This window comes from Phormidesmis priestleyi ULC007 (assembly GCF_001895925.1).
GTDB classification, from domain to species: Bacteria; Cyanobacteriota; Cyanobacteriia; order Leptolyngbyales; family Leptolyngbyaceae; genus Phormidesmis_A; species Phormidesmis_A priestleyi_A.
Genome location: NZ_MPPI01000029.1, coordinates 23,551 through 41,356 on the forward strand (window position 1 = coordinate 23,551; position 17,806 = coordinate 41,356).

General features: G+C 48.4%; 15 protein-coding genes. 7 read left to right on the plus strand and 8 right to left on the minus strand.

Features of this window, described 5'->3' with window-relative positions:
• Nucleotides 1–22: 22 nt before the first annotated feature.
• Both BRW63_RS19550 and BRW63_RS19555 read left to right on the plus strand, forming a co-directional pair.
• A complete protein-coding gene (locus BRW63_RS19550; RefSeq protein WP_073074089.1) occupies nt 23–409 on the plus strand; it encodes a cyclic nucleotide-binding domain-containing protein in 387 nt (128 codons plus the stop codon).
• 109 nt (nt 410–518) lie between these two features.
• A complete protein-coding gene (locus BRW63_RS19555) occupies nt 519–1,211 on the plus strand; it encodes an SGNH/GDSL hydrolase family protein (protein WP_073074090.1) in 693 nt (230 codons plus the stop codon).
• Between the two features lie 68 nt (nt 1,212–1,279).
• Here the strand turns inward: BRW63_RS19555 and BRW63_RS19560 are convergent, their stop codons facing one another.
• Entirely contained in the window at nt 1,280–1,705 is a 426-nt protein-coding gene (locus BRW63_RS19560) for a hypothetical protein (RefSeq protein WP_073074091.1), read from the minus strand.
• Nucleotides 1,706–1,835: 130 nt separating this feature from the next.
• Here BRW63_RS19560 and BRW63_RS19565 point away from each other — a divergent pair, with 130 nt between their 5' ends.
• On the plus strand, nt 1,836–3,020 hold the full coding sequence (locus tag BRW63_RS19565) for an MFS transporter (RefSeq protein WP_073074117.1): 1,185 nt from the start codon (nt 1,836–1,838) through the stop codon (nt 3,018–3,020).
• A 157-nt stretch (nt 3,021–3,177) separates the two neighbouring features.
• Entirely contained in the window at nt 3,178–4,767 is a 1,590-nt protein-coding gene (locus BRW63_RS19570) for a glycoside hydrolase family 57 protein (RefSeq protein WP_073074092.1), read from the plus strand.
• A gap of 81 nt (nt 4,768–4,848) precedes the next feature.
• On the opposite strand, the gene BRW63_RS19575 is transcribed toward BRW63_RS19570, so the two are convergent.
• Nucleotides 4,849–5,148, minus strand: coding sequence for a photosystem I reaction center subunit X (locus BRW63_RS19575; RefSeq protein ID WP_073074093.1), 300 nt, complete (start codon nt 5,146–5,148; stop codon nt 4,849–4,851).
• A gap of 417 nt (nt 5,149–5,565) precedes the next feature.
• Nucleotides 5,566–6,522, minus strand: a complete 957-nt coding sequence (locus BRW63_RS19580) for an NAD(P)-dependent alcohol dehydrogenase (RefSeq protein ID WP_073074094.1) — start codon at nt 6,520–6,522, stop codon at nt 5,566–5,568.
• 311 nt (nt 6,523–6,833) lie between these two features.
• On the opposite strand from BRW63_RS19580, the gene BRW63_RS19585 reads away from it, so the two are divergent.
• Genes BRW63_RS19585 through BRW63_RS19590 form a run of 3 tightly spaced genes read left to right on the plus strand, consistent with a single transcriptional unit; the run spans nt 6,834 to nt 9,039 of the window.
• The gene (locus tag BRW63_RS19585) at nt 6,834–7,964 is read left to right on the plus strand and encodes a Gfo/Idh/MocA family protein (protein WP_073074095.1); all 1,131 of its coding nucleotides are present in this window, start codon (nt 6,834–6,836) and stop codon (nt 7,962–7,964) included.
• A gap of 48 nt (nt 7,965–8,012) precedes the next feature.
• The gene (locus tag BRW63_RS29630) at nt 8,013–8,138 is read left to right on the plus strand and encodes a hypothetical protein (RefSeq protein ID WP_262983558.1); all 126 of its coding nucleotides are present in this window, start codon (nt 8,013–8,015) and stop codon (nt 8,136–8,138) included.
• Nucleotides 8,139–8,175: 37 nt separating this feature from the next.
• Nucleotides 8,176–9,039: an MBL fold metallo-hydrolase gene (locus tag BRW63_RS19590; protein WP_073074096.1), complete on the plus strand. Its 864-nt coding sequence runs from the start codon at nt 8,176–8,178 to the stop codon at nt 9,037–9,039.
• Between the two features lie 37 nt (nt 9,040–9,076).
• Here the strand turns inward: BRW63_RS19590 and BRW63_RS19595 are convergent, their stop codons facing one another.
• From BRW63_RS19595 to BRW63_RS19615, 5 genes are all read right to left on the minus strand, one after another.
• A complete protein-coding gene (locus tag BRW63_RS19595) occupies nt 9,077–10,132 on the minus strand; it encodes a SpoIID/LytB domain-containing protein (RefSeq protein WP_073074097.1) in 1,056 nt (351 codons plus the stop codon).
• A gap of 246 nt (nt 10,133–10,378) precedes the next feature.
• Nucleotides 10,379–12,199 carry an ABC transporter substrate-binding protein gene (locus BRW63_RS19600; protein WP_073074098.1) on the minus strand — a complete coding sequence of 607 codons (1,821 nt, stop codon included), beginning with the start codon at nt 12,197–12,199 and terminating at the stop codon, nt 10,379–10,381.
• Nucleotides 12,200–12,495: 296 nt separating this feature from the next.
• Nucleotides 12,496–14,070 (minus strand): alkaline phosphatase D family protein, encoded by a 1,575-nt coding sequence (locus BRW63_RS19605; RefSeq protein WP_073074099.1) that lies wholly within the window; start codon nt 14,068–14,070, stop codon nt 12,496–12,498.
• 113 nt (nt 14,071–14,183) lie between these two features.
• Complete coding sequence (locus tag BRW63_RS19610; RefSeq protein WP_073074100.1) at nt 14,184–15,962, minus strand: ABC transporter substrate-binding protein; 1,779 nt, start codon at nt 15,960–15,962, stop codon at nt 14,184–14,186.
• A 125-nt stretch (nt 15,963–16,087) separates the two neighbouring features.
• Nucleotides 16,088–17,773, minus strand: a complete 1,686-nt coding sequence (locus BRW63_RS19615; protein WP_073074101.1) for an ABC1 kinase family protein — start codon at nt 17,771–17,773, stop codon at nt 16,088–16,090.
• Nucleotides 17,774–17,806: the final 33 nt, after the last annotated feature.

A 17,806-nucleotide genomic window follows, 5' to 3' on the forward strand; every position in this document is an offset into this window, starting at 1 on the left:
TTTGCACCGTTTGGACGCACCTATGCTAGACCCCGTTAGAACCCTGATCATTTTTCAGAGACAGCCTGACCCTCAATCCTTTTCAGCAGGGCAGGCTGTTTTTAAAGAAGGAGAGCCTGGAGATTTGATGTACGGCGTTCTCGAAGGGGAGATTGCGCTATCGGTGAATGGCAAGATTGTAGAAACGATCGTTCCTGGTGGCGTGTTTGGCATCGGCGCTCTTGTGAGTTCGAGTGTCAGAACCTATACAGCGATCGCGCAAACCGACTGCAAACTCGCGTTCTTGGATGAAAAACGATTTCTTTTTGTGGTTCAAGAAACCCCGTTCTTTGCGCTAGAAGTGATGAAAAGCTATTCTGAGCGGTTAAATCGCCTCGTGCGGAGTCTCGTTGAAAAGCTGATCGTTTAGAAAAGTTTGACGTTTGAAGCTGCTAAATTTATCCGATCGGAACTTTCTAAAGTCCTACTCGTTCAGGTATTATGACGCAAGCTTTCTGACTCTTCTCTATCGACTCGCTATGATTAAGAATTTCAAGACTAGTTTGCTGACAATGCTGCCGCTGATTGGGCTGTTTGGTCTGCTAAATCAAGTCTCGATCGCCCAGATGAAGCCAGACAAACTCGGCGAGTTAGACTGGTGGCGATCGAAGGTAAAAGCCCAAGCGCAATCTAGTCAGAGGCGGCGATTTCACGGCTGTCTGTTTGGAGATTCGATTTCGTCGGGGTTAGGCAACCCATTGGGCAAAGAGACCGCTAATTTTGCGATGGGCGGCTTAAGCACCGTGTCGCTGCTAGAACAGCTAAAAACTCTTAAAGCCGCAAATGTGCAGTGCCAAAATGTGATGATCGCGATCGGCACAAACGATGCCTGGTATTCGATTCGCAATGACGAATTTGTCAGCAATCTCGAACGCATTATTTTGCTGACGCGATCGATGGGAGCCAGCCAAATTACGGTCGTTCCTGCTTTTTATTCGACGGTTGAAGCCAGCCGTAACCCTAATGTTGCAGGCACCGTTGAGCGAGTCGAAGAAATCAACGCCTTAATTCGAGAAGTTGCCGACGTTGAGAATGTTGGGCTTGTCACTGATGAAATTGATCCATTGTTTGACGATCGTAGCCTCAGACAAGACCTGACCTTCGACGGAGTTCACCTAAACGAAAAAGGTCAAAAAATCTATAAGAGAATTGTCCTAGCCATTCTTAATTAATCAAGAGGGGCAGGGCATTGCCGTGCTCTCCGTTGCTCTGTCACGTCCACAAATCAAATGGGTATGATTCAAGGATTATCATAGTAGTTTGGCTCACTTTGGGATGAAGCAAAACTGACGGTTGCCGATGGAAAGACTGGCGGCTGAGAGTTTTGAGGACTGAAACCCAGTAAGCGATCGACCCCTCGCAAATAAGTGATGGCACGGAGCTTGGGCTGTTTTTGCCACTCAGCACGCGTCACTCGTACATAGAGAATCGGGGCAGTGAGTCCTTCGCGCTCTGCTAAGATTCTCATTTCAACGACTGTTGTTGAAGGGTTGGCAAAGCCTTGTTTGGCTAGCCGTTCTGCCAGCAATTCTGCTTGCTCAATTAGCCCGCTAAAAGATTGGTTGGCAGCAGACGTGAGAGTATAGTCTAGCTGCTTTGTCTCAGCGTAAGCTGGGGCGACAAAACTCGACAAAAGCATTCCCATCAATAGCAGCTTGATACGCATTACTGAAGACTTGTTTAGGTTTTCATAGGTCTTTAGTTAACGTATCACTGGTGATTTGTTTCTCCGTGTTGTCTGGCACACATGGATTGCTTTAGTCGAGATTAATTAGACCGCCCTGACGATGGTTGAAATGAATCGAACTTTTTGGATTACGGCTCTCGTTGCGTTTATTAATGCGCTTAGCTTGACGATTCTGATTCCCGTTCTTTATTTATATGGCAGACAATTTGGTTTAAATGATTTTCAAACGAGTTTGTTGTTTTCGATTTATGCGATCGCCCAATTTTTTGCAACACCGATTATTGGCAAACTCTCCGATCGCTTCGGGCGCAAGCCACTTTTAATCATCAGTCTGGCAGGAACGGTAATCGCTAATCTGATCGCAGGCACTGCGACTACAGCAAGCATTTTGTTTATTGCCCGATTTCTAGACGGCATTACGGGAGGAAACGCATCGGTTGCTCAAGCCATCATCTCGGATGTGACAACGCCTGCTGACCGCGCTAAAGGCTTCGGAATCTTTGGGGCAGCCTTTGGTTTAGGGTTTGTGTTAGGCCCCGCGATCAGTTTGTTTGCTCAACAGATTTCACTCGGAGCAGCTTTTTTGGTATCAGGCGCGATCGCGTTCATCGCGCTATTGATCACACTCTTCTTTTTGCCCGAAACGCTGCAACACAAAGCCGAGCGATCGCACAATATCTTTGATCTCGGTTTAGAAAATCTAATCAAAGGATTGACTATTCCTAGAGTGAGCATTCTGCTGATCATTAACTTTTTTATTGGCACAACCTTCACGATCTTTACTTATGCCTTTCAGCCTTATTTTTTGCATGTACTCAATCAAGACAATCGTGCTCTCACGATGATGTTTTTTATGTTTGGCGTGTTGGGAGTGATCATGCAAACTTGGGGAGTATCAGTGCTTAATCGCAAATTCAACCTAGTGAACATCTTGTTGTTTGCCTTGTTCATTCGCAGCTTATCGTTTGTCTTAATGTCGATTTGGGCAAACATTACTTATTTTGTGATCGTTAGCATTCTCTTTTCTCTGTTTAACTCTTTAGTTCAGCCAATGATCAATACATTGATCTCTCTAAATTCAAATTCTCAAGATCAAGGTACGGTGATGGGAATTAATTCATCTTATTTAAGTATCTCAAATGCGATCGGGCCGGTAATCGCTGGACTGATGGTCAATCAAGCCGATCCGACTACTTATCGTTATCCTTTGTATTTGGCGGGGGTTCTCACCTCGATCGTATTAGTGTTTGCGATCGTGACGCGCCGACGATATGCAGCGATCGTGAACGAATAATATTAAGTCATAGTCAATATGACTTAGAGCAAGAGAAGCTGAAACAAACGGGAATATTTGCCGAACCTGATCCCCACAGAATAATTTTCGTCCTCAATTTTGCTTTACAATTTTGGCAACTCTTCCCAGTTTTTCAACCTCTACACCCGAAAGTCTTATGAGCATTGGATATGTTGCCCTCGTCTTGCACGCCCACTTGCCCTTCGTTCGTCACCCCGAAAGTGATTATGTGCTAGAGGAAGAATGGCTTTATGAAGCTATTACTGAAACATACATTCCTCTGCTGCAAGTCTTTGAGGGTTTAATTCGCGATGGTGTAGATTTCAAACTCACCATGAGCATGACTCCGCCACTAGTGTCAATGTTGCTCGATCCGCTTTTGCAAGACCGCTATGATGCACACCTCGCGCAGCTTGAAGAACTCGCCGAGATGGAAATCGCTCGCCACGCCCAAAATGGGCACATGAAATATCTGGCAGAACACAATGCGAGAGAATTTAACGCGGCGCGTGTCTTTTGGGAGAAATACGATCGCAACCTCGTTAAAGCCTTTAAGCAATACCTCGATAGTGGCAACTTGGAGATCATGACCTGTGGCGCGACTCACGGTTATCTGCCCTTAATGAAGATGTATCCCCAAGCGGTGTGGGCACAGATTCAAGTTGCCTGTGAACATTATGAGCAGACCTTCGATCGTCCTGCTAACGGCATTTGGTTGCCAGAATGCGCCTATTACGAAGGAGTCGATCGCTTATTAGCAGATGCCGGGTTGCGCTACTTCCTCACCGACGGGCACGGCATTCTCTACGCCCGTCCGCGCCCTCGGTTTGGCACCTACGCCCCGATCTTTACCGAAGCAGGAGTCGCCGCCTTTGGTCGCGATCAGGAGTCCTCGCAGCAAGTCTGGTCATCTGAAGTTGGCTACCCCGGTGCCGCCGAATATCGAGAGTTTTACCGCGATTTAGGCTGGGATGCTGAATATGACTATATCAAGCCTTATGTCATGCCTAACGGTCAGCGTAAGAATGTGGGCATCAAATATCACAAGATCACGGGTAAAGGGTTAGGGCTGTCTGACAAACAACTCTACGATCCCTACTGGGCAAAAGAAAAGACGGCCGAACACGCCGCAAACTTTGCCTACAATAGAGAGCGGCAAGTCGAGCATCTCCACAACATGATGCAGCGTCGGCCGATCATTGTGTCGCCCTATGATGCCGAGCTATTTGGGCATTGGTGGTATGAAGGCCCGTGGTTTATTGACCATTTGTTCCGCAAGTCGTGGTTTGACCAAGGCACTTATGATATGACGCACTTAGCCGACTATCTAAAAGCAGAACCCACTCAACAAGTTTGCCGTCCGTCTCAGTCGAGTTGGGGCTACAAAGGCTTTCATGAGTATTGGCTCAACGAAACCAATGCCTGGATCTATCCACACTTGCACAAAGCCGCAGAACGGATGATCGAACTCTCTAAAAAAGAGCCTGAAGACGCGTTAAGCTGGCGGGCGCTCAATCAAGCGGCGCGAGAACTGCTGTTAGCACAATCGTCTGACTGGGCGTTTATTATGCGAACGGGAACAATGGTTCCTTATGCGATTAGACGAACTCGATCGCACCTGATGCGCTTCAACAAACTCTATGAAGACATCAATCAGGGCAAAATCGATTCGGGTTGGATTGAGAAAGTCGAAGCGATCGATAACATCTTTCCCGACATCAACTACCGCGTTTACCGTCCGCTCTAATCTACAAACTCTTCAGATCACGGTTAGCGATTAGACAAAGCATCTTCAAAACAAATACTGCTAATCACTAACCGATGATTTCTATCGCGCTACTGTGTTTGCTAGCGCTAACGTTGCTAAGAAACCTAAAATATGCCCAAAACTCATCGAAGCTAAAAATCCTGCAACGCTAATGTCGTTAAACAGCGATTTTGAGAAAGGCAGAGGCATTTTAGCTCCCGTATGGGGATATTTAATGGTGCGGCTAGCAATTAATAAAACAAGCAGACAAGCTCCGATTATGACCGGAGTTCCTTCCCAGTGCCAAAGCTCGGTGCCAGGAATCGCAAATTGAGCAACAAAAAATAGAGAACTGATCACAGGAATTTCTCTCCTTCGCATCTGTAGTTCCTCATCATTTTTCCGCGATCGCTCAGATTCAACCTCCTCCTGATGTAAGACTTTAACTCTAACTATCGAGAGATTTTTCGACGTTGGACTAATTCTAGAGATGTTCTCTTAATTACACCACTTCCTCTTTGGGAGTTGCGATCGTGCAATCAGAAGTCGGGTGAGCATTTGTTGTTATAAATTGGTAGACACCGAGACGATGGAACGTTCCTGTCCGACAAACAAGCTACGAGTAGTCTACTTTGAGCCATTGAGTTAGACTCTCTCCCAAGAGACCAACGGGTATAGTTGAGCTATCTTTCATAAGACTGGGTTTATATTTCGCTCGTGTTGCAACCTAAAATCAAGGTGAACTTGATGTTGATTATATTCAAGCAAACCTTGTTCAATCTCCCTTATTACAGAGGGTTAGATTGGCTGTGCGATCGTAATCACAACTTTGCCAACAGTCCGTTCGCTTTCACTGTAAGCGTGAGCAGCCGCGATCTCGGATAGGGGATAAGTGCGATCGATCACCGATCGAACTTTGCCTGCTTCAATTTGCTCTTTTAAATAGGACAAATCTGCACTGTTGGATTTGAGCAAAATCACTTTGTATTTCTGACCTGGCAACAGAGACGTAAAAAAACTCTGGAGAAAATTGCCAGGATACGGCTGTGTTGTGATGTATACACCCTGCGATCGCAAGACCGATTTGCAGTCGGACAAAGAACGGTTGCCAATCACATCAAATACAATGTCGTACTTCGCTGAGTCCTGAGTGAAATCTTGCTGAGTGTAGTCAATCACGCGGTCTGCGCCCAAACTCTGGACGAGATCTATATTTTTGTTGCCACAAACGCCTGTAACCTCCCCGGCTCCTAACACCTTGGCAATCTGAACAGCAAATGTGCCAACACCACCCGATGCCCCATTGATCAATACCTTCTGCCCGACTTCAAGCTGCCCTTGATCCCGTAGCGCTTGTAAAGCCGTCATTGCCGCCAGAGGAACCGCTGCCGCCTGCTCGTGAGTCGCATTAGACGGTTTCAGAGCCGCTACTTTTTCAGAAACTGCTGCATACTCAGCGTAGGCTCCTCCGGTTAGTTGATCTAGTCGAGCATAAATCAAATCTCCGGGCTTGAATTGAGTCACCTGACTACCCGTTTCAATCACCTCACCGGATACGTCAAACCCCAAGATCATTGGAAACTTGCTGCCCGTGAGAATTTTGAGTATTCCCTTTCGCATTTTCCATTCAACTGGATTGATACTGCTGGCATATACTTTAACCAGCAGTTGGTCGGGCTTAATCTGGGGTTGCTCTACGTCTGCAACCTGCAACACATCAGGTGCACCATAGCTATAGATAACGGCGGCTTTCATACTATTTCCAAGCTTGTTCTGAATGTTGCCCGTAGTGAGAATAGGCAGTTGCCCGTCCTTTCAACACCTTTCATCAGAATCTAGGACTCTTTCATACTGTTTGTATTTCTCCAAATGCAACTCTATCGATCGTTAGAGATAGCGCTGATTCATCCAATAGTCAAGTAGACCATTCAACCACTCATTCATCTTATGTATTCCTAAGCACAGCTTTTCTCGCTTTAACTCATCAACCAGTATCCTTCAAAAGTGAGATGAGAAGATATCTTTGGCTGCTTAGGATAAACACGTAAACTGTGAGCACATTCAGTATGGCAGCCAATCAGAACGCTTCTGCTAGCCGCAAAATTCGTTACGCCGTTGTTGGGTTAGGTTGGTTTGCTCAAGCCGCCGCGTTGCCCTCATTTGACCATGCCGAGAATTCTGAACTGGTCGCGATCGTCTCAGACGACCCCACAAAACGAGACGAGCTGGGTAAGCAATACAACATTCAACGAACTTACTCCTACGAGCAATATGAAGACTGTCTCAACAGTGGTGAAGTAGATGCCGTTTATATTGCCTTGCCAAATCATCTGCATCGTGAGTATACCGTGCGGGCTGCTAACGCAGGGGTTCATATCTTGTGCGAAAAGCCGATGGCAGTCACCGTAGATGAGTGTGAAGCGATGATTCAGGCTGCTAAGGACAATCACGTGAAGCTGATGATTGCTTACCGCCTGCATTTAGAAGAAGCCAACTTGCAGGCAGTAGAAACGGTGCGATCGGGCAAAATAGGCGAACCGCGCATCTTCAACTCGGTGTTTACTCAACAAACGGTAGCAGGCAACATTCGCCTTGAGAAAGATAAGGGTGGCGGCACTCTGGATGATGTTGGCGTTTACTGCATTAATGCCGTTCGCTATTTGTTCCAGGATGAGCCGATCGAGGTGTTTGCAACCAGCGCCAACAATGGTGAGGAACGCTTCAGCGAAGTTGATGAGATGACGAGTGCGATTCTGCGCTTTCCAGACGATCGACTGGCAGCGTTTACCGTTAGCTTTGGAGGTGGAAGGGTTGCTACCTATCAAGTTGTTGGCACAAAGGGTGATTTGCGGGTTGATTCGGCTTATGGCACTCAAGGCGAAATCAAGCATACTCTGACGATCGACGGTGAGAAGCAGGAGCGATCGTTTGCACCGCATGATCAGATTGCTGCTGAATTTGTCTATTTCTCCGACTGCATTTTGCAGAACAAAGAGCCAGAGCCGTCAGGTCAGGAAGGGCTGATTGATGTTCAAATTATTCGGGCGCTTTACCGTTCGATCGAGACAGGTAGTTTTGTGAAACTTGATACTCCCGATCGTCAGCAACGCCCCACTGCCGACCAGACGATCGAGCGTCCTCCTGTTCAAGAGCAGCCTGAGCTGGTTCATGCGGCTGACCCTTCTGGCAAGTCGTAATTTAATCAGCGATTTGAAGTAAAAATACAAACAAGGGAGTCAACGATCGTGAATAGTGTTCTAGCAGAATCGCTGATGACAAAAGTTCAGGGCGCGATCGGTAGCGTCTTGCCCGATACGGTTACGTCTGAGATGAGCCGCAAGCTGAATCAGCCAGGTTCAGCCAACAAGTAACGGACTAGAACAAGACATCGTTTCTTGAAAATCACTTATGCACATTCATCATCTCAACTGTGGCTGCATGTGTCCGATCGGTGGGTCACTTTTCGACGGCTTCAGCCGTAGCTTATTTTCTCACCTCGTCTGCCACTGCCTGCTGATCGAGACGAGCCAAGGGCTTGTTCTAGTTGATACTGGTTTCGGATTGTGTGATGTCCAGTCGCCTTATTCACGGCTCAGTCCGTTTTTTGTGAAGTTTAATAACATCCAGTTCGATCGCAAATATACGGCGATCGAACAGATTAAACAGCTTGGATTTTCCCCCAGCGACGTGCAACACATTGTGCTAACCCACCTCGATTTCGACCATGCAGGCGGTCTAGAAGATTTCCCGGAAGCAACCGTGCATGTGATGCAAACTGAAGTTGAGACAGCCCGCGATCGTCAGGGCTTCGTCGCGAGTCGGCGTTATCGCCCAAAGCAGTGGGATGAAGTCAAAAGCTGGAAATACTATGCGGCAGGAGGCGAACCCTGGTTTGGTTTTGAAGCAGTCCGCGACCTGGATGGATTGCCGCCAGAGATTCTGCTGATTCCACTAACGGGACACACGCACGGTCATGCAGGCGTTGCCATTCAAACACCAGAGGGTTGGCTGCTTCATGCAGGCGATGCTTATTTCTACCGACACGAGATGGATGCTTCAAATCGTCACTGCACACCGGGACTGCGTGCCTATCAGTGGATGATGGAGGTGGATCGTAAGGCCCGACTCCACAACCAAGATCGGCTCTATGCGCTCTCGATCGATCACCGCGATGTTCGCCTCTTTTGTAGTCATGATGCTGTTGAGTTCAAAACGTTTGCCGAGCAGGTTGATAGGTCTCAAGCCGAGCAGCTTATGCAGCAAAAAAGTTAAGACCCTCACCCCAGTAAGACGGGTTTTAATTTCGGCACTACTCATGGTCTTGCTCAATTCGCGCAACGCCCGTTTTAGGGTAGTAGTTCGCCAAAATCTGATGATGAGAATAGCCATGCTCTGCTAAATTTAGTGCCCCTAACTGGCTCATTCCCTTACCTTGAAACGCTTCTGCCACAATGTCATCAGACGCTGCATAGAGCGACTCGACAATGCCGCCGCGATAGCTCACAAACTCTCCTGCTGTCGCATCTACTGCTTGCTGAGTGCGATCGGCTTCCTTGGCAAGTCCGCTATAGACTTGGTAATATTCATCGGCACCCATTTGATAGAGCGAGTTTGCAGGTTTGAAATAATAGGTCAAGGCATACGATCGAGCCGCCACCGATTGAGCTTTAAGCGCATTCATGTGCCAACTTGGAGACACCTCACTCGCCACTACACTAGACAGATAGTGCCGCAAGTTGACATAGTTCACCACCCAGACTCGTCCCTTTTGAGCAGCCAGCAAAAACTTACCGCGATAAGGCTTGTCGCCTAAATACAGCACTCCTCCCTCCGCAGGTTCCACCCAAACCAAGGCTGGAAGTTGCCACGAACCTAAATCAAGTCCGCTGCCTCCCGCTTGCGCTGTATAGGCTTTTCCGGCTGATAGCTGGTGTAGAGAACGCCCCTTCTCATCGATTAAATCGGCACCTGCCGAAGAGCCGATCGTTGCACTGCTGACCCCGATCGCAATCCCTATCTGCATCTCAATAAATGAATCTACTGTCGCCGCAGATGCCGCAAACGCTGCCTTGGCTCGTTGATTAATGGCCGCTTGCTCTTTAGTAAACGTTGCCGGGTTCACAGGAATTGGACTCACAGCAATTGGTTTAGGTGAGGTCGAAGCCTTTGGTTTTGGAGATTTAGCAGCAGAGGGCAGTGGAACCGATGCCGTCGGTGAGGGTGCAGTAGTCGTTTGACTCGCCTGAGGTGCAGGTTGTTCTGGGTGCTGATTTAACGCCAGTCCTGCAAGTGGAATCAGTCCCAGGAGGGGCAACAATAACCAGGGACGTTGTTGAAACCACTTGAGAATCTGCTGTTGTGCCATAAGTTTACGTTCGGTTTGTTTGAAGAGTATATTCAGAATCCTGTGTAGCTGTAGCGACTCGCTGCGATCGAGTCCGCCAGGAAATTAATTTCCTGGCTCATAGCGAAAGTGCTCTGAAGAACACTGAATCAGGATTTCAGTCCATTGAAAGGGACTTCTGCTGTTAGCCCGGAAATTAATTTCCGGGTGGGCTTTTAAGTCAACAAGCACGACTGAATTTACAATCCCTTTTGTCAGTTAACCCGATCAGTCTTCTTTAATTCTAAGTTCGTCGATGTTCCAAAGCCCCCAACTGGGCAAACCAGAATATTTTAGACCTTGGACGCGATCGCGGGCCACCATCAATGCTGAGTCATTAACTAAATGGATCACAGGCAATTGTTCTTGCACAATTTTCTGAAACTGGGCATAAATCTTCTGGCGTTTTGCCTGATCGAGTTCTCTTGCGCCTTCAATGAACAAACGATCGATGTCTTTTTCCCAGTCGTTTGCCTCCCATCCTTGGATCGGTTGCTGTCCCGCCTGCTGTTTGAGATTAAACGAGTGAGAACCGCCACCACTCATCCAAAGGTTGGCCGCGCCGTGAGGTTCTACGCCTCCGGTAAACCCGATCATGTGGGCATCCCAATCTCGCGAAGTCGAAGTCTTGTCAATCAGCGTGTTGAAATTGATTGGGTTAAAGTCTAACTGAATGCCGATTTTGCTCAAGTCTTGTTTAATTTGAGCCCCGATCGCTTCTCTAACTTTATTGCCTGCATTCGTAATCAACGTAAACCGAACTCGATTGCCTTCCGAATCCAACAACTGTCCTTGAGTGTTGGGTTTAAATCCGGCACTTTTTAGTAACTCGCGCGATCGTGCCAGATTATAGTCATAAGTCTTTAAACCATCTTTAGGCGACAGAAAAAACGGACTTTGTACCGTAATCGGTGAGTTTTGAATCGTGCCCAATCCGCGAAAGATATTGTTGTTCATTTTGTCGCGATCGATGGCATACGCCACAGCTTGACGAAACGCTAAAGTGTTGAACCAGCGAGACTTAATCGGGTCTACGATCGGCTTCCCATTTTTAGCAGTTGCTTTATTGAGATTGAACGCCATGTAGAGCGTTCCTGACCACGCGCCCCCATTTTTCAGCTTAAAATTTCCTCGCTGCTCTTCCCGCTTCAGCAGCGAAAAATATTCTGGACGCAGCGGGCGCGCGTCTCCCATAACATCGAGATCGCCCGAACGAAATCGCAGCAATTGCGTATCGACATTCTCGATAAATTGCCAAATGATCCGATCGACATAAGGCAACCGATTTCCCTGAGCGTCTTTGCGCCAATAATAAGGATTGCGACGATAAACCAATCGCTGCCCACCGAGAAAGCTCTCAATCTGATACGCCCCATTCACGACCAGCGTTTTAGGATCGGTGTTGGTTCCCCAAGTCGAGAGAAACTGCGGATTGCCATCACTTGCGATCGTTCGCACCGACTCGCCGAGAACGTGCTTCGGCAAAATAACAATATTATCGGGTGCGCCAGAAAGGGCATTCAACAAAGGCGCAAATGGCTCCGGTAGCGTGAACTCAACGCGCAAGTCATCCAGCTTTTTCACCGTAGGAAACGCGCCTTGCAACCCAACTTTCAGGCTGTCCTTCCAATCGGTCGGAATCTTAGGGTTAAAAATCGTTTCAAACGTAAACACCACATCATCTGCGGTCAACGGCTGTCCGTCTGACCACTTCAACCCTTCGCGCAGCTTGAACACGATGCGCTTGCGATCTTCCGAAATCTGCCACGACTCCGCCAACGCTGGCTGAATCTTACCCGTCAGCCCGTCTGATTTTGTCAGCCCCTCAAAGCAAAACAGCGAAATATTGGGAAACTCTTGAATCAGCGCCGGGTTAAACGTCTTGGGATCAGTCAGCGTGCTGAGAACCAATTGAGGCACCTGAGCCGCTTGAGTTCTAAACAGATGAGGATTGCAGCCTGACAGCCCAAGCGACAGAACGATCGCCATTCCCAAGCTGACAAATCTGACAAACTCGCAGCGGACTTGCGACGTAAAGTTGAAGATCATGGGCAACGAAGGAATTAAGGGCGCAACTAGATGTTGATCTCAGATATCACGGATGATAGTCTGAGATCAATTTTGACAGACTACTCGTCCATCTGCTATCTAGCCGCCCCCACTTCATTAACGTGAGTTCGATAGAAGTGGTTCACTCCGATGATGAATTCGGGAAGCCCCCTAAATCCCCCAATTTTGGGGGACTTTGAACCAGAAATTTTGGCTTGAAGTCCCTCAAGTTGGGGGATTTAGGGGGCAGAAGCCGCTGAGAACGAAGCGAAAAAACTCGTCGAACTCACGTTTCATTAAGCCCGTTGAGCGCCCGGTTTACCATCCTCGACAACAAAAGATGCCACCGTGCTGATCGTGGCTTCGGGTTTGCGAATGGTGGAAACGACCCGATAATCACTTTGCCAATGCTTGCGATTTAGGTCACACCGGACATATCCTCGCAAAGCACCGTTAAAAAACTTGGTGTGAGGGTTGTTAGAGAGCGCCAGCGTGACGGGCTGAATAAACTGAGTCGGAAAGCCTGAAGAAATTGAGGTTGACACAAACTCTGTCCCGATCGTCCGCGACTCTGGTCGATTAAAGTCACGTTTGATATCGTGAACCCAACTAGAGTGAATGTCACCCGCCAGCACGATCGGATTAGAGGGTTGTTGCCGATCAAGAAACGCTAACACACGCTCACGGGCTGCCACATAGCCATCCCATTGATCGGTGTTAAACACTTGCATCTCTGGGCGCGGATCAAAGTCAAACTGCGAAAACATGACTTGTTGCGCGATGATGTTCCAACGGGCAGGCGATCGCTGCAATCCCTCAAACAACCAGCGCTCTTGGGTCTGCCCAGTCATCGTCGCGTTGGGATCAAGTGCCGCTTCACAAAGCGGTTTGAGTCCATCGTCGCAGGGCTGATTCGTGCGATATTGACGAGTGTCTAAAATATTAAACTGAGCCAGATCACCAAACTGCAATCGGCGATATAGGCGCAAATCAGAACCGTTAGGGAGCGATAAGCGACGCAGAGGCATGTGTTCATAATAAGCTTGATAAGCGGCAGCTCGTCGGGTCAGAAATTGGTCGATCGCGTCGTTGTTTTCAGAGATATTGCCCGCGTAGTTGTTTTCGACTTCGTGATCATCCCAAGTGACCGCCCAAGGAAATGCAGCATGAGCCGCCTGAAGGTTGGGATCTCCTTTGTAGAGTGCGTAACGGTTACGATAATCTGCAAGGCTGACAATTTCAGGACTGTTGTGCTGACGTGGGCCTCCGGGTTCGGGCCCATATTCATAAATATAGTCACCCACATGCACCACTAGGTCGAGATCTTCCTCTGCAACGTGCTTATAAGCGGTGTAGTAACCGTTTTGCCAGTCTTGACAGTTGACCAACGCAAAGCGCAAGCGATTTAGACGCTGATTCCTGGCGGGTGCTGTGCGAGTTCGACCGATCGGACTCATTTCATTGCCTGCTTTAAATCGATACCAATAATGACGACCCGGTTGCAGACCGCGCACATCTACATGAACGGAATGGGCAAACTCTGCGATCGCGAGTTCGGTTCCAGATTTTACGACTCGCTTCATGCCTTCGTCCGTAGCAATTTGCCATCGTACGGGCACACTATGATTTGGCATCCCACCTCCTTTGAGAGGATCGGGAGCAAGCCGCGTCCACAAGACGATGCCATCAGCGAGTGGATCACCGGAGGCAACTCCCAGCGTAAAGGGATACCCTGAAAATCGAGGTTGAGCAATGACTTGCTGCGGAAGTTGACTCGCGATCGCAATGCCTGTCAGAACACCAGCGCCCCGAAGCAGGTCACGTCGCTTCAAATCCGCCGATAATAGACGCGAGGAAGTGTACCAGTTCATAACTGTATAGGGTTATCTCAGTAGTTAAGAGAACCCTACCAATCCGTTATTAACGAGCAATCAAGGTTTTGTTAAGATTTTCTCAACCTTCAGAGAAAAGCTCTGGGTAATGCCTAATCTACGACTCGCAAGTCTTGAATATTCCACAAGGCACGGCCTAACTCAGGATAATTTACGCCCTCGACGCGATCGCGCACTGCCGCCATGACTCGCGCATTCATCAACGTAATCCAGGGCAAATTTTCATGAGCAATTTGCTGAATTTTGCCATAGATCACTTTGCGTTTGGTTTCGTCAAGCTCTTGTGCGCCTTCAATATACAAACGACCGATTTCTGCTTCCCAATCGGCGACGACTCGATTTTCGATCGGTTTTCCAGGCAGTGACGGCTGATTAAAGTTGTGGGATGACCCTTCGGGCGACCAAATATTAGACCCCGAATTTGGCTCTCTTGAGTTACCCATTGCCATTAAATAAGCATCCCAATCGATCGTGTTATCGAGCTTGTCGATCATCGTGTTGAAGTTGATCGGGGTCAAGTCAACCTGCATTCCAATTGCGCCTAAGTCTTGTTTGATCTGCGCGATCGAGGCTTCTCGCACCGTGTTTCCCGCATTGGTGATTAAGTTAAAGCGGACTCGATGCCCCTCTGCATCTGACAACTGACCGTTTGCGTCATATTTAAAGCCCGCTTCGGTCAGCAGTTGCTTAGATTTTTTAGGATCAAACCCATAAGCTTTCTCTGGTTGAGGCGGCTGATAATAGGGGCTTTGCTCCATAATGATCGATTCGACTAATGCACCCAAACCGCGATAGATGTTGTTGTTCATTTTGTCGCGATCGATGGCATAAGCCACTGCCTGTCTAAATTTGACGTTGTTAAACCATTTAGACTTGATCGGGTCAACGAGTGGTTTTCCTTTGCGCCGACCCTGGTTGAGGTTAAACGCCATAAACGTGGTGATCGGTCGCGGCCCTCCCATGTGCAGCGTAAACTTGCCGCGCTTTTCTTCTTGCTTAAGCAGCGTGAAATCTTCAGGTCGAATCGGCTCTGAGATATCCTGTCCGCCCGATCGAAATTGCAGCAATGCGGTGTTTTGATTTTCTACCACGCTCCAAACAATGCGCTCAATGTAAGGTTGAGCATTGCCTTGAGCGTCTTTGCGCCAATAGTGAGGATTGCGTCGAAAGATGACTCGCTGACTCGTCGCGTAGCCATCAAGCACATAGGGTCCATTGCAAATAATCTTTTTAGGGTCAGTTCCAGTGCCCCAGGTCGAGAGAAAAACTGGATTGCCGTCGCTGCCTTTGGTTTTGACCGCCTCTTGCAAAATGTGTTTAGGCAAAATTGCCAGTCCCAATACCCTTAAAAACGGGGCAAACGGCTCTGGAGTGGTGAATTCGATGCGACGATCGTCCACCTTCCGCACACTGGGAAAGACGCGATTTTTGCCAATCCGCAACACATCTTGAATATCGGTCGGAATGGCAGGATTGAGGAAAATATCTTGAAAGGTGAAGAGTACATCCTCCACCGTCAACGGCTCACCATCTGACCATTTCAGCCCCGGACGCAGCGTGAACTCGATGCGTTTTTTGTCTTCTGCGATCTTCCACGATTCTGCTAGGGCTGGCTCGACTGCTCCAGTTAACCCATTTTCAGTGATCAGCCCCTCATACATCAAGGTGGCGACGCTAGGGTCTTCATTGATCAGCGCATAGTTAAAGCTTTTCGGGTCGCTGAGAGTAAAATCAACCAGTTGAGGCACTTGGGCTGCCGAGGTTCGATAGAGTCTAGGGTTACAAGAACTGAGGACGATCGCTACCCCAACTGCCAGCAGACCCAACAGCCAATAACGCCGAAAATCTTTTGAGAAAACCGTAGAAACCATAGGGCAGTGTGCAGAAAGTTCAGAAGTCGCAGCAGCCCTACTATACCGGAGGAAAACTGCATCCTTAATCCTTTCTACACCCTAGACAGATTTTATGGAGGACAAATTAATTTGACGTGTCAAGCTTATGGCGCATTGCGAAGCGAATTGAGCCGTTCTCTCAAGGCGAGTCGAATCAGCGATTTGACCAAAAAAGTTCCGCAAACGCCAGCGACAATAAAGCTGACGACCGCGCCCCCCTGATAAGCGCCCACTAGCAGCACAACCCCTGACAGAACAGAAAATCCTGTCAAACAGGCGTAAATTAAAGACTTCACCGCTAAGTGTAGGGTTTTGAGGTGGCGATCGCTCTCTGACTGGACTCGAATCTGCAATTCTCCCTGTTCAAGTCGCGCTTCGAGTCGCTGAATCGCCAGGGCTGCTGAGTTGGGTTTGCGAATCTGATAGGTCAGAAAACTTTGTGCTTGCCGTGCCAACTCACCCAAGCCACTGCCGTGATTTTTAGGTGCTGTGATCACCAGACTCTTCACAAACGGTTTTGCGGCAATCAGCAAGTTATATTGCGGATCTAAATCACGCGCTACTCCATCCAGGGTAGTCAACGCCTTGATGATAAACGTCATCTTGGCAGGAAGTCGGAAAGGCTGCTTCTCAAACAGCGTATACAACTCATTGCGTAAGCTGTTGAACGCTTCGACTTCGACGGGTTTGTCAGTGAAGCGATCGATTAAAAACCCCAGCACTCGCCGCACCGGAGTCATATCTGACATCGGCTCAATCAAACCCATATCGATCAGGGTGTGGATCACTTCGTCGGTATCTTTTTTGAGGACTGCGAAGAAGGTTTTTACCATCTGATCGCGGTTGATTGGCATGACTTCTGCCATCATGCCGAAGTCGTAGAAGATCAGTCGTCCATCAATCGTGACTGCCATATTGCCAGGATGGGGATCTGCCTGAAAGAAGCCATCTTGCAGCAACTGCTTAAGATAAGCGCAAATTCCTAGATGGTTGATGTCTTTTGGATCGATGCCGATCGCTTCTAAACTCTCACGATCGTTAACTTTGATTCCGGGCACATATTCCATTGTCAGCACGCGTTTTGTGGTGTAGCGCGGATAAATCTTGGGCACCACAATTCGCGGATGATCGGCAAAGTTATGACGGAAGCGATCGGCATTCATCGCTTCTTGAACGTAGTCAACTTCTTTATAGAGAATTTCAGCAAACTCTTGATAAATCGCCTCCAGATCGTATTGTCTCGCGATCGCAGAATAGCGAGTACTCAGCCGAACAACGCGATCAAGAACCTTCAGATCCAAGTCAAACAACTGGTCGAGTCCAGGACGCTGCACTTTAACGACGACTTCTTCGCCTGTGTGTAGCTTGGCGCGATGAACTTGCCCTAAACTTGCTGCGGCTAGAGGCACGCGATCGAACTCCCGATAAAGCGTGTGAAGGGGGCAATTTAGTTCAGATTCAATGATGGCGATCGCCTGGTCAGCGCTAAATTCTGGGACGCGATCTTGAAGCTGTGAGAGTGCTTTGACATATTCGATCGGCAGCAAATCTGCGCGAGTCGAGAGCGCCTGCCCAATCTTAATAAAAGTCGGGCCCAAATTGAGCAATGTGCCCACGAGCCACTGAGCGCGGCGATCGCGACGGGCTGAAGAACGCTCTGCAATGCGACTGTCCCACCACAGATAAAAGCCAAACTTAGCCGCCGACAGCGAAACATCCACTTGACGCGCTAGTGGAGAATCGGTTTGCTGTTGCCAGCGCAGAGGTTTGGGTGAGATGGTTTGTAACATAGCTTCAAGTTATTATACTCAGTCTTCCCGCCT